Genomic DNA, 12,596 nt, shown 5'->3' on the forward strand with positions numbered 1-12,596 from the left:
TCTACGGTCTACGCGCCGAGCTGTCGGGCCAGGTCGACGAAATCCTGCGCGACAAGCTCGAACTCACCGTCGGTGACTTCCGGCAGCCGACGGCCGGGGCCGTGCTCGAGCGGCCGCACGACGTAGCCGGTGCGCAGGCCACAGGCCCGCGCCGCCCGCAGATCGCTCGGGTGGGTGGCGACGAGCATGAGCTCCTCGGGTGCCACATCGAGCAGTCGGGCGCAGCCGAGATAGGCCTCGGGGTCGGGTTTGTAATGGCCGAACAGCTCGGCGGAGATCACACAGTCCCACGGCAATCCGGCGTTCTTGGCCATGTTCGTCAGCAGCGAGACGTTGCCGTTGGACAGCGTGGTGATGATGAAGCGCTGCTTCAGGCGGTGCAGACCGGAGACCGAGTCCGACCAGGGAGGCAGCCGATGCCAGGCCCGGTTGAGGTCGTCGATCTCGGCCTCGCCGACCGGCACGCCGTCGAGCAGATCGACCAGGATCTCGCGGTGCAGATCATCGATACGCGTCCAGGGCAACGCACCCCGGCGCACCCGGTCCATGGCGGGGGCGTAGCCGGCCCGCCACGCATCGGCGAAGGACGCCCAATCCCGTTGCAGCCCATGGCGGGCTCCGAAGGATTGCAGTTCGGCGATGATGCCGGACCGCCAGTCCACCACGGTGCCGAACACGTCGAACGCCAATGCGCGCGGGGCGTCCACTACGGCTCCAGGACGAGCTTGCCCCGGATCTTGCCCTCGGCCAGCGCCTGCAGGCCTGCGGCACCGTCGGCGAGCCGGTAGGTCACCGGCGCCGGCGGCCGCAGCCCGGCGGCGACCAGGTCGGCGAGGCCGGCGCCGACCTCGGCCTGCGCGGCCGGCGAATGCCGGAGGAACTCGCCCCAGCCGACACCGACCACACTGACGTTGCGCAGCAGCAGCCTGTTCACCTTGACCGTCGGAATGCCCTGTCCGGCAGCAAATCCGATGACCAACAGCCGCCCTTCGGGGGCCATCACCCGGATGGCGTCGTCGAACGCGTCACCACCGACCGGGTCGACGACCACGTCCACGCCGCGGCCACCGGTGGCATCGAGCACCGCCTGCTTCCAGCCCTCGGTCAGCGGGAGCACCACATCGGCACCCACGCCGGCCACGAATTCCTGTGCGTCCGGGCGGTGCACCAGCGCCACCACCCGGGCGCCGAGCGCCTTGGCGATCTGGATGGCTGCCACCCCGATCCCGCCGGCCGAGCCGAGCACCAGCACCGTCTCCCCGGCCCGCAACGCCGCGCGGCGGTGCAGAGCGAAGTACATGGTGTAGTAGTTGCCCAGCAGCGCGGTCGCCGCCGCATCGTCGATACCGTCGGGGGTGGGCACCACACTCGACGGCGCGACCGCCACCCGCTCGGCGTAGCCACCGAGCATGGACATCGCCGAAACCCGCTGGCCGACGGTGAAACCCGAACCCTCCGGAGCCGACCGGACGGTGCCGGCAACCTCCATGCCCGGAGTGAACGGTGGCTCCAGCCGCAGCTGGTACTCACCGCGTAGCAACAGCAGATCGGGGAAGCAGACGCCGGACGCCCCGACGTCGATGATCACCGAGTCCGCAGACTCGGGATCCTCGACTTCGATGTAAGCCAGTCCCTCGGTACCGGTCAGTGCCTGTGCGACAAGCGCTTTCATCCGAGCTTGAAGCTGGCGGCCTGCGCTGCCGACAGGTCGGTGATCTCGCCCCACTTGCCGGCGATGTCGTCCACGGTCGGCACCTCGGTGAAGGTGACACCCTCGTTCTGGAACAGAGCGGTGCGCTGCACCTTGCCGCCGCCGACGATGAACACCGAGTCGGTATCCGGCAGTTCCTCGGTCATCAGGTACGCGACCACGGGCGCAACGTATTCCGGGGTCAGCTTCTCGAACACCTCGGGCGGCAGGATGTCCTGGGTCATGCGGGTCGCGGCGATCGGCGCGACCGCGTTGGTCTTGATGTTGTACTTGGCGCCTTCCTGGGCCAGCGTGTTGATCAATCCGACCAGGCCCAGCTTGGCGGCGCCGTAGTTGGCCTGCCCGAAGTTGCCGAACAGACCGCTGGTGGAGGTCGCGACGACGACGCGGCCGAAACTCTGCTCACGGAAGTGCGGCCACGCCGCCCGGATGACGTTGTACCCGCCGTAGAGGTGCACCTTGAGCACGGCATCCCACTGCTCGAAGGTCATCTTGTGGAATGTGCCGTCGCGCAGGATGCCCGCGTTGCTCACCACGCCGTCGACCTTGCCGAACTCATCGACCGCGGTCTTGATGATGTTCTCCGCACCCTCGGGTTCGGCAACGCTGTCGTAGTTGGCGACGGCGCGACCACCGGCGGCCTTGATCTCCGCGACCACCTCGTCGGCCATGTTGTGTCCGGCGCCGGACCCGTCACGGGCACCGCCGAGGTCGTTGACGACGACGCTGGCACCCTCACGGGCCAGGGTCAGGGCGTACTCGCGGCCGAGGCCACCGCCGGCTCCGGTGATGACGACAACGCGATCCTGCACTCCGGGCATTACATTCCTCTCGGTGTTGGGTCAGTTCTTGTGTGGTCGATCCCGCGCCTAGAACAGCCGCCGGGCCAGTTTCCACGCCTTCTCTGTATACGGCGGGTAGATCATCGCCCCCAAGTCGGGGCGGGTGGTCTTGGTCAGCACCGACTTGCGGTGGCTGAACTCCTCGAATCCGTACCGGCCGTGGTAGGCGCCCATCCCGGACGGGCCGACACCGCCGAACGGCAGCTTGGTGGTCGCGAAGTGGAAGATCAGGTGGTTGACCACCATGCCGCCGGCGGGCACCTCACGGATCACCCGCTCTCGGGTGGCCTTGCTCTTGGTGAACAGGTAGGCGGCCAGCGGCTTGGGCCGCGCGTTGACGAAAGCGATTGCCTCGTCCAGGTTCTGGACGGTGACGATCGGCAGAACCGGTCCGAAGATCTCATCGGTCATCAGTGGCTCGTCCAGCGACGGGTCGACCACGACGGTCGGCTCGAGCGCCAGCTCGGCGGCGTTCGTGCCGCCGCCGATCGCCACCTCGCCCTCGGTGGCGGCCACCGCCGCGGCGAGCCGGTCGAAGTGGCGCCGGTTCACGATGCGCTTGCCGCCGGTCGCGTCGGCCTCGAACACCTGCACCGCGGCCTTGACCTTGGCGACCAGTTCGTCACGCACCGCGGCGTCGACGAGCACGTAGTCCGGGGCGATGCAGATCTGACCCGAATTGATCAGCTTGGTCCAGGCGATCCGTTTGGCGGCGACGTCCAGGTCGGCGTCGGCGGCCACGATGACCGGGCTCTTGCCGCCCAGCTCCAGGGTCACCGGGGTCAGATGTGCGGCCGCGGCTTGATAGACCTTACGGCCGATCTCGGTGCCACCGGTGAAACAGATCTTGTCGAAACCCTGGTCGATGAGCAGCTGGCTGACCGAGCCGTCACCCTCGATGACCGCGACGGCCTCGGGGTCCAGGTATCGCTGGACCAGCTCAGCCATCAACGCCGAGGACGCGGGCGCCAGCTCGGAGGGTTTGAGCGCAACGGTGTTACCGGCGGCGATGGCACCCACCGCGGGGCCCAGGGTCAGCGCGAACGGGAAGTTCCAGGCGCCGATGACGAGCACGGTGCCGAAGGGCTCGTACTCGACCCAGCCGCGGGCCGGCAGCTGGGACAGCTCCAGGAGGCGGTACCGGCGCTTGGCCCACTTGCCCAGATGTTTGGCGGCGTCGCGGGCCTCGGCGGCGGTGCTGGCGATATCGGCCAGCCACGCCTCGAACGGCTTGCGGCCCAGGTCCGATGCCAGCGCTGCGGCGATGGCGGACTCGTTGTCGACGACCATCCGTTCCAGCGCGCGGAGCTGCTGTTTACGCCATTCGATGTCGCGGGTGCGGCCGGTGGCGTAGGCCGCGCGGAGTCCGGCGACGACCGCCGGGATGTCCGTCACCGCTGGTGAAGTGGGTGCGTCTGCGTGCGTGGTCATCGGAGCGTCCTTCCAGACCGAGGAAATCTGATACTAACCATCCGGTCGGTCGGTCCATAAGACCTAAATTCCGCTCTCAGCGTCTGGTGGCGGTCACGAACTGGGAGAACGCGTCGTCGGCGGGCGCATCCGGGCCGTCGGGCAGCGCCCAACGATCGAGCCGGCGCATCTCGGCGGCCGATTGCACCGCGGCGCTGTCCCAGCCGTGGGCGCCGAGCCATTCGGCCACATCGGCACGGTCCGGATCGTTGTACATGAGCTCGCCGACATCGAGGCTGTCGGTGATACCGAACTTCTCCTTGATGATCTCGAACCGTTCCTTCATCTGCTGGCGACGTTCCTCGGCCTGCGTCGGAGCTGTCTCCACCGCAATCCGGCTACCCGTGGCGCTGAGTTCGGTGATCTGGCTGAAGAGCCGGTCCTGCGCGTCCGCGGGCAGGTACATCAACAGACCCTCGGCCAGCCAGGCTGTCGGCGTCGAGGCGTCAAAACCGGCTTCGCGCAACACCTTCGGCCAGTCGTGGCGCAGGTCGACGGCCACCTCCCGGCGGGTCGACGTCGGCCGCACACCGTGCTCGGAGAGCACCGACTCCTTGTATTCGAGCACCTTGGGCTGGTCTATCTCGAAGACGGTGGTGCCGGCCGGCCAGTCCAGCCGGTACGCGCGCGAATCCAGGCCGGACGCGAGGATCACCACCTGACGGATCCCGGCGCCGCCGGCGGCGGTGAAGAAATCGTCGAAGTAGCGGGTACGCACCGCCTGATAGCTGCCCATGTGCGCGAAGATGGCGGCGCCTTCGGGGTCGATGTCGACCGCGCGGGCGACCCAGTCCTCGTCCATCATCAGGCCCCACACGCCGCCGCCGGCACCCTCGACCAGCATGCGCGCGTACGGGTCGCTGATCAGCGGGTCGGCGCTTGCCGTCTCGGCGGCTCGCGCTGCGGCGACCATCACGGCGGTGGTTCCTACGCTGGACGCGATGTCCCAGCTGTCATCGTGGGTGCGCAGTGAGCTCATGTCCCGATGCTACCGATAGTTAGATTATCTATCCGCCTGCGCCGGCAACCAGCTACTTCGAGAGCGTCCACAGCTTGTTAGCCATCAGCAGTTCCAGTTGCCCGACCACCGCGGCGGCTTCGTCGTGCGTCCCGACGTAACCGGCGTAGAAACCCATCCCCCACATCACCGCAACCAGCATCTCGACCAACGTTGCGACATCGGTATCGGTGGTCAGTTCGCCGCGCTCGATGGCATCGCTGACGGCCCACTGCACGAATGCCCGGGAGTTCGCGAGCGGGTCGTGCTCGTCCTGGCTGAGTTCGGGATGGCGCTGCGCCTCCAGCACCGAGGTCACCAGGAAGGCCGCGACCGAGCGGTCCTTGCTGTCGGCCTGCATCGCCACCGCGTAAAACGCCGACAGTCGCTTCAGCAGTGTCGGCTCGGCCTTGGCTTTCTCGACACCGGCCCGCACCACGACGGCGTTGGTGTGCTCGACCACTTCCCGATAGAGCAGGTGCTTGCTCTGGAAGTAGTGATTGATGGCCGGGCGGGTCAGATCCGAACGAACCGCGATGGCCTGGAATGTTGCTGCGTCGTAACCGAGTTCGCTGAACACCTCCCGCGCGGCCTGCAGGATGCGCTCCCGGGTCTCCGCTGCCTTGGCGGCAGGCGGACGACCCGGACCTCTGCTGGCTATATGCGGCACAGTCAAATTGTGCCACAGATCACCTGCCCCACTACCGGAGGATGATTGCGAAGTCACACGAAATTGACCTTTCAGCAAACCGCCAGGACAAGGGTTCAGCGCACCCGGTGCGGGGTGAGGGCATTCGGCGGCAGCGACCCGAACCGGCCGGCGTTGAAGTCCTCCATCGCCTGTAACACCTCCGATTTGGAATTCATGACGAACGGCCCGTACTGCACCACCGGCTCGCGGATCGGGCGTCCGCCCAGCAGCAGCACTTCCAGCGCCGGCCGGTTGCCGTCCTGTCCGGAGTCCGCGGCGATCTCGATGCGGTCACCGGAGCCGAGCACGGCCAGCTGGCCCTGCTGGATCGGGCGACCCTGCGACCCCACGCTGCCCCGCCCGGACAGCACGTAGACCAATGCGTTGAACTGCCGATCCCAGGGCAGGTTCAGCCGCGCGCCGGGCTCGATGGTGGCATGGGCCAACGCGATCGGGGTGTGGGTCTGGCCCGGTCCGGCATGTTCACCGATGGAACCGGCGATGACGCGGACCAACGCGCCACCGTCGTCCGAGGACAGCAGCTCCACGGCACCGCCCTCGATGGATTGGTAGCGCGGAGCGGCGAACTTGTCCTTGCGCGGCAGGTTCACCCAGAGCTGGACGCCGTGGAACAGGCCACCGCTCTCGACGAGTTCGGCGGGTGGGGTCTCGATGTGCAGGATGCCGGCACCCGCCGTCATCCATTGGGTGGCACCGTCGGTGATCAGACCACCGCCGCCGTGCGAGTCCTGGTGCGCGAAACGGCCGTCGATCATGTAGGTGACGGTCTCGAAGCCACGGTGCGGATGCCAGTCGGTCCCGCGGGGTTCACCGGGCTGGTATTCGATCTCGCCCATCTGGTCCATGTGCACAAAGGGGTCGAGATCGGCGGCGCTGACGCCGGCGAAGGCGCGGACGACAGGGAACCCCTCGCCCTCGTAGCCGCGGGGGCCGGTGGTGATGGAGCGCACGCGGCGTTCGGTCTCGGCGGGCGAAGCCGCCGCGATGCGGGGCAGGGTGAGCGTATCGGCTGTGATGGCAGGCATGTTCAGAGTAACCGGACTGTGGTCCGATTCATTCCTGGCGCGTCGCAGGTTTGGATTTTGACGGTTTTGGAAATTCTCCCCAAGCGATAACGCATAAGCATCACCTCAAGGATGGGAACTACCATGATTGTGCTCGGCATCGTGCTCCTGCTGATCGGATACTTCACCAGCCTCTCGATCCTCTACACGATCGGCGCGATTCTCGTCGTCGTCGGCGTCGTGTTGTGGATCCTGGGCGCCGTCGGCCGTCCGGTCGGTGGTCGAAAAGTCTGGTTCTAGCCCGCTTTACCCCAACACGGCAAGTGCCGCGGACCTGGCGTCCGCGGCACTTGCCGTCTGCACCACCGACTGCGCCGCGGCACGGCATCGCTCCAGCGTGACTCCGGCCAGCGCGGCGCCCACTCCGGGCACCGCCGTGGCGGCCGCCGACAATGACGTCACGCCCATCCCCACCAGCACGCAGGCCAATAGCGGGTCCGCGGCCGCCTCACCGCACACACCCACCGGCTTCCCCACGGCCGCACCGGCCTTGGCGGTCATCGCGACCAAGGTCAGCACGCCGGGCTGCCACGGATCGGTCAGGGTGGCCAGTTCGGCCGACATCCGGTCAGCGGCCATCGTGTACTGCGCCAGATCGTTGGTGCCGATCGACAAGAAGTCGACATGCTCGAGGATGCGGTCGGCCAGCAGTGCCGCCGCCGGAATCTCGATCATCACACCAGGCGTCAGCCCGAAGGAGCGCGCTTGGGCGGCAAAGTTTTTCGCTTCATCTCCGGTGGCGATCATCGGCGCCATCACCCAGGGATCGCTGCCGGTGGCCTGTGCCGCCGCGGCGATCGATTCGAGCTGACGGGTGAGCAGTCCCGGGTTCCCGAACGAGATACGAACGCCGCGCACCCCCAGTGCCGGGTTGGCCTCATCGGTGTGCCCGGCGAATTTCAGCGGTTTGTCCGAACCGGCGTCCAGGGTGCGGATGACGACCTTGCGGCCCTCGAATGCGGTCAGCACCTCACCGTAGATGCGCGCCTGCTCGTCCACCGTCGGCTCGGTGTCGCGGTTCAGGAAACACAGCTCGGTCCGGAAGAGCCCGACGCCTTCGGCCGGAGTCTGACTCGCCGCGCGGGCCGCCGCACCATCCTGGACATTCGCCAGTACCGCCACCGCATGCCCGTCGGCGGTGGCGCCGGGTCCGGTCCATTGCGCGATGCGCGCGGCGTCCTCGCGTGCTTTCCCGACGGCGTGCTGTGCCTGCTCGGCATCCGGGGACACCGTCACCGTGCCGAGGGCACCGTTGACCATCACCTTCACACCGGCCGGCACCGCGTCCAGCCCGGCCACCGCCACCACGCACGGAATGCCGAGCTGGCGGGCGATGATCGCGGTGTGGCTCGTCGGGCCGCCGAGGGTGGTGGCCAGCGCCACCACCAGGGTCGGGTCCAGGCCGGCGGTGTCGGCGGGCGCGAGGTCCTCCGCGCACAGCACCGAGGGGACATCCGGCACCGGAACCCCGGGTTCGGGTAGCCCGGCCAGCTGGGCGAGCACCCGGTCGCGGACGTCACGCAGGTCCGTCACCCGTTCGGCCATCAGGTCGCCGGCCTTCGACAGCGCATCAGAGATCTTGGCGATGGACCCTCCCACCGCATGATGAGCCGGGCTGCCTGCCTTGATCCGCTTTTCCGCGTCCAGGAGCCAGGCCCGGTCCTGGGCCAGCGCGGCGGTGGTGGCCAGCACCTCCGACGCCACCCCGGTCGCGTGTGCCGCCCGATCGCGCAGCCGCTCGGCGACCGCCGCCGCCGCGGCTTTGAGCCGGTCCACCTCGCCCGGCCGGTCCGCCTCGGGCACATCGGCGGCGGACACCGGGGCAGTCGGTCGCGCTCCCGGCCGGATCACCGGGGCGTAGGCAACCCCGGCCACCACCGGAACGCCGGTCAGAACCTGTGTCTCAGTCACGGATGAAGTGCTCATGTGATTCAGATTACAAGAAAGTATTGACAAGTCAACAGATTCAAGCGTAAAACCACATATATCAACATTTGAGCCGGTCGGCTCGCCCGAACGGAGACGGATGTACGCCGAGGAACGCCAGAACGCCATCGCCACCCTGGTGATGCAGCAGGGGCGCGCCTCGGTCACCGAACTGGCCCAGACCTACGACGTCACCACCGAAACGGTGCGCCGCGACCTCGCCGTGCTGCACAAGGCCGGCCTGCTGCGCCGGGTCCACGGCGGCGCCGTCCCGGCGCGGGCACTGCACCTGGTCGAACAGGATGTCGGCGAGCGGGACGCGACCCGGGCCGCCCACAAGGACGCCATCGCCGCGGCCGCCACCGACGTGTTCCCCGCCGGTGGCGCCAGCGTGCTGCTGGACGCCGGCACCACCACCAGCCGGGTCGCCGCGCTCATCCCGACCGACCGCGAGCTCGTGGTGGTGACCAACTCGGTACCGGTCGCCGCCCGGCTGTCCGCGGTGCCATCGGTATCGCTGCAGTTGCTCGGCGGGCGGGTCCGCGGACTCACCCAGGCCACCGTCGGCGAGCAGGCCCTGCAGACCCTCGAGCAGCTCCGGGTCGACATCGCCTTCATCGGCACCAACGGGATCACCGCCCGGCACGGCCTGTCCACACCGGACAGCGAGGAGGCAGCCATCAAGCGCGCCATGGTCAAGTGTGCGAATTACGTCGTCGTTGTCGCCGATTCCTCGAAGATCGGCCGGGAGGAACTCCACAGCTTTGCGCCGATCTCCACCGTCGACGCACTCATCACCGATACCGAGATCGCCGACACCGCCCGCGAGGAACTCATCGGCCTCGGAATCGAAGTCACCTGTGCAGGAGCATCCGCATGATCGTCACCGTCACACCCAACCCCAGCATCGACCGCACCGTCACGCTGCCCGGCGCCCTGACCCGCGGTGCGGTACACCGGATCAGTTCAGTCACCGACGAACCCGGCGGCAAGGGCGTCAACGTTGCGCGCGCACTCGGCCTGGCAGGTCTGGATGCGTTGGCCGTGCTGCCCTCGGCCGACGCCGACCCGATGCTCACCGCGCTGCGGGCCGCCGGGGTCCCCTACGCCACGGTGCCCATCCGCGGAACGATCCGCACCAACGTGGCCATCACCGAAAATGACGGCACCACAACCAAACTCAATGAGCCCGGCGCGACGCTGGACGCCGACGCCCTGGAAGCCCTGACCCGCACCGTGGTGGAAGCCGGGCACCGGGCGGAATGGATCGTGATGTCCGGGTCGCTGCCACCGGGCGTACCGGTGAGCTGGTATGCCGATGTGGTCGCCCAGCTGTCCGACAAGGACTGCCTCGTCGCGGTGGACACCTCGGACGCACCGCTGTCCGCGTTGGCCGCGTCCTTCGGCCGCGCGGCCCCCGATCTCATCAAACCCAACGCCGAGGAACTCGCCGGACTGACCGGCACCTCCGCCCAGGAGCTCGAAGATGCTGCCGCCGCAGGTGATCCGATGCCGGTGATCGCCGCGGCCCGCCGACTGGTCGACCGCGGTGCCCGCACCATCCTGGTCACCCTCGGCGCGGCCGGCGCGGTGCTCGTCGACCCGTCCGGCGCCTGGTTGGCCGGCTCCCCGCCGATCACCCCGCGCAGCACGGTCGGGGCCGGTGATTCCGCACTTGCCGGCTACGTACGGGCGGCGCTGTCCGGGGCGGACGCCCCCGACCGGCTGCGGATGGCTGTTGCCTATGGCAGCGCCGCCGCCTCCCTGCCCGGGTCCGCGCTGCCCGGGCCGGACCTCATCAATCTGAAAGCCGTACCAGTGAAGGCCATTTCACTGTCCCGTTCCGAGTCCTGACAACAGAAGGTCAATCCATGTCCAGTTCACCCTCGGTGATCACCACCGACCTGGTCCTGCTCGACGCCGACGCCGGCGCCGACAAGCAGGCCGTCATCTCCCGCATCGCCGGGCTACTGGTCGGCGCGGGCCGCACCACCGATGCCGACGGGCTGATCGCCGCCGCCATGGCCCGCGAGGCCCAGTCCGCGACCGGCCTGCCCGGCGGGATCGCCATCCCGCACTGCCGGTCACCGTATGTCGACACCCCGACCATCGGTTTCGCCCGGCTGTCCCCCAAAGTCGACTTCGGCGCCCCCGACGGTCCGGCCGATCTGGTGTTCCTCATCGCCGCACCGGATTCCGGCGGCGCCGAACACATGAAGTTGCTCTCCAGCCTGGCCCGCGCACTGGTGCGCAAGGACTTCGTCGAGTCGCTGCGGTCCGCAGGCACGGCCGGTGAACTGGTCGCCCTGGTCGAGGGCGTGGTGAACCCGGCCCCTGCTCCCGCCGCCGCCGCGCCGGCCGCCGCCGCAGCACCTGCCGCCAAGAAGAAGATCGTGGCGATCACCGCCTGCCCCACCGGAATCGCGCACACCTACATGGCGGCCGACGCCCTGAAACTGGCCGCCGAACGCGCCGACGTCGAGTTCGTGGTGGAGACCCAGGGCTCCTCGGGCAGCACCCCGCTGCCCGGTTCGACCATCGCCGCCGCCGACGCCGTCATCTTCGCCACCGATGTGGGTGTCAAGGATCGCGGCCGGTTCGCGGGCAAGCCGGTGATCGCCTCCGGCGTGAAACGCGCCATCAATGAACCCGACACCATGATCGCCGAAGCCGTTGCCGCCGCGGATAACCCGAGAGCCGCCCGGGTGGAGGGCACCGCCTCCGCCGACGCGGGCACCGAGGGTTCCTCCAACGTCGGCTGGGGCACCCGGACCCGGCAGATCCTGCTCACCGGCGTGAGCTACATGATCCCGTTCGTCGCGGCCGGTGGCCTGCTGATCGCGCTGGGCTTCCTGTTCGGCGGCTACGAGATCGCCGACAACGGCCAGGACATCGCGCTCAACAACTCGCTGACCAATCTGCCCGACGGCGGCATGATGCAGTACCTCGGTGCCATTCTGTTCACCCTCGGCGGGCTGGCCTTCAGCTTCCTGGTGCCGGCGCTGGCCGGCTACATATCCTTCGCCATCGCCGACCGGCCCGGTATCGCGCCGGGCTTCACCGCGGGTGCGCTCGCGGTGTTCGTCGGCGGCGGCTTCATCGGCGGCATCGTCGGCGGTGTGATCGCCGGCTTCACCGCACTGTGGATCAGCAACCTCAAAGTCCCGCAATGGCTACGCGGCCTCATGCCGGTGGTCATCATCCCGCTCATCGCGTCACTGTCGGTGGGTCTGATCATGTTCTTCCTGATCGGCCGCCCGCTCGCCTGGGTCAACACCAGCCTCACCGATTGGCTCAACGGGTTGACCGGCACCTCGGCGGTGTTCCTCGGCGTCATTCTCGGCCTGATGATGTGCTTCGACCTCGGCGGTCCGGTCAACAAGGCCGCCTACGCCTTCGCCACCGCCGGCCTTGCCGCGGCCACCACCGCATCCTTCGAGATCATGGCGACCGTGATGGCGGCCGGCATGGTCCCGCCGCTGGCCATGGCGCTCGCAACGACGATCCGCCCCGGCCTGTTCAGCGAACCCGAGAAGGAAAACGGGCGCGCGGCTTGGCTTCTCGGCGCCTCGTTCATCTCCGAGGGCGCCATCCCGTTCGCCGCGGCCGACCCGCTGCGCGTCATCCCGTCGATGATGTTCGGCGGGGCCATCACCGGCGCGCTGTGCATGGCGTTCGGGGTGACGCTGCGGGCCCCGCACGGCGGCATCTTCGTCTTCTTCGCGATCGGCAACCTGGCGATGTTCCTCGTCGCGCTCGTGGCCGGCACCGTCGTCTCCGCGCTGGCGGTCGTCGCGGCCAAGCAGTTCATCAAGCCCCGCCAAGCTGTGTCCGTCTGACATTCTCGACCACAACCCCAACACACAAGGAGAAA

General features: G+C 68.4%; 12 protein-coding genes. 4 read left to right on the forward strand and 8 right to left on the reverse strand.

Annotation, left to right across the window (positions count from 1 at the left end):
- Positions 1–8: 8 nt before the first annotated feature.
- The 7 genes from EXE63_RS14240 to EXE63_RS14270 form a co-directional block, all read right to left on the reverse strand.
- Entirely contained in the window at positions 9–707 is a 699-nt protein-coding gene (locus EXE63_RS14240; RefSeq protein WP_168142464.1) for a haloacid dehalogenase type II, read from the reverse strand.
- The gene (locus EXE63_RS14245) at positions 707–1,672 is read right to left on the reverse strand and encodes an NADPH:quinone oxidoreductase family protein (RefSeq protein WP_168142465.1); all 966 of its coding nucleotides are present in this window, start codon (positions 1,670–1,672) and stop codon (positions 707–709) included. The genes EXE63_RS14240 and EXE63_RS14245 overlap by 1 nt, the downstream gene beginning before the upstream one ends.
- A complete protein-coding gene (locus tag EXE63_RS14250; protein ID WP_105363056.1) occupies positions 1,669–2,532 on the reverse strand; it encodes an SDR family oxidoreductase in 864 nt (287 codons plus the stop codon). Before EXE63_RS14250 ends, EXE63_RS14245 begins: the two co-directional genes overlap by 4 nt.
- A 48-nt stretch (positions 2,533–2,580) precedes the next feature.
- Positions 2,581–3,984, reverse strand: a complete 1,404-nt coding sequence (locus EXE63_RS14255; protein WP_168142466.1) for an aldehyde dehydrogenase family protein — start codon at positions 3,982–3,984, stop codon at positions 2,581–2,583.
- Positions 3,985–4,060: 76 nt separating this feature from the next.
- Entirely contained in the window at positions 4,061–5,002 is a 942-nt protein-coding gene (locus EXE63_RS14260; protein WP_168142467.1) for a class I SAM-dependent methyltransferase, read from the reverse strand.
- A gap of 52 nt (positions 5,003–5,054) precedes the next feature.
- On the reverse strand, positions 5,055–5,690 hold the full coding sequence (locus EXE63_RS14265; RefSeq protein WP_168142468.1) for a TetR/AcrR family transcriptional regulator: 636 nt from the start codon (positions 5,688–5,690) through the stop codon (positions 5,055–5,057).
- A 95-nt stretch (positions 5,691–5,785) separates the two neighbouring features.
- Entirely contained in the window at positions 5,786–6,757 is a 972-nt protein-coding gene (locus EXE63_RS14270; protein ID WP_168142469.1) for a pirin family protein, read from the reverse strand.
- Between the two features lie 123 nt (positions 6,758–6,880).
- Here EXE63_RS14270 and EXE63_RS14275 point away from each other — a divergent pair, with 123 nt between their 5' ends.
- Entirely contained in the window at positions 6,881–7,036 is a 156-nt protein-coding gene (locus EXE63_RS14275; protein ID WP_105363062.1) for a hypothetical protein, read from the forward strand.
- A 6-nt stretch (positions 7,037–7,042) separates the two neighbouring features.
- On the opposite strand, the gene EXE63_RS14280 is transcribed toward EXE63_RS14275, so the two are convergent.
- Positions 7,043–8,722, reverse strand: a complete 1,680-nt coding sequence (locus EXE63_RS14280; RefSeq protein WP_234904497.1) for a phosphoenolpyruvate--protein phosphotransferase — start codon at positions 8,720–8,722, stop codon at positions 7,043–7,045.
- 100 nt (positions 8,723–8,822) lie between these two features.
- Between EXE63_RS14280 and EXE63_RS14285 the strand changes: the two genes are divergently transcribed.
- Genes EXE63_RS14285 through EXE63_RS14295 form a run of 3 tightly spaced genes read left to right on the forward strand, consistent with a single transcriptional unit; the run spans position 8,823 to position 12,561 of the window.
- A complete protein-coding gene (locus tag EXE63_RS14285; RefSeq protein WP_168142470.1) occupies positions 8,823–9,602 on the forward strand; it encodes a DeoR/GlpR family DNA-binding transcription regulator in 780 nt (259 codons plus the stop codon).
- Positions 9,599–10,576, forward strand: a complete 978-nt coding sequence (pfkB, locus tag EXE63_RS14290; RefSeq protein WP_168142471.1) for a 1-phosphofructokinase — start codon at positions 9,599–9,601, stop codon at positions 10,574–10,576. The genes EXE63_RS14285 and pfkB overlap by 4 nt, the downstream gene beginning before the upstream one ends.
- Before the next feature lie 17 nt (positions 10,577–10,593).
- Positions 10,594–12,561 carry a PTS fructose transporter subunit IIABC gene (locus EXE63_RS14295; protein ID WP_168142472.1) on the forward strand — a complete coding sequence of 656 codons (1,968 nt, stop codon included), beginning with the start codon at positions 10,594–10,596 and terminating at the stop codon, positions 12,559–12,561.
- Positions 12,562–12,596 lie beyond the last annotated feature (35 nt).

Source organism: Mycolicibacterium frederiksbergense, assembly GCF_012223425.1.
Lineage (GTDB): Bacteria > Actinomycetota > Actinomycetes > Mycobacteriales > Mycobacteriaceae > Mycobacterium > Mycobacterium frederiksbergense.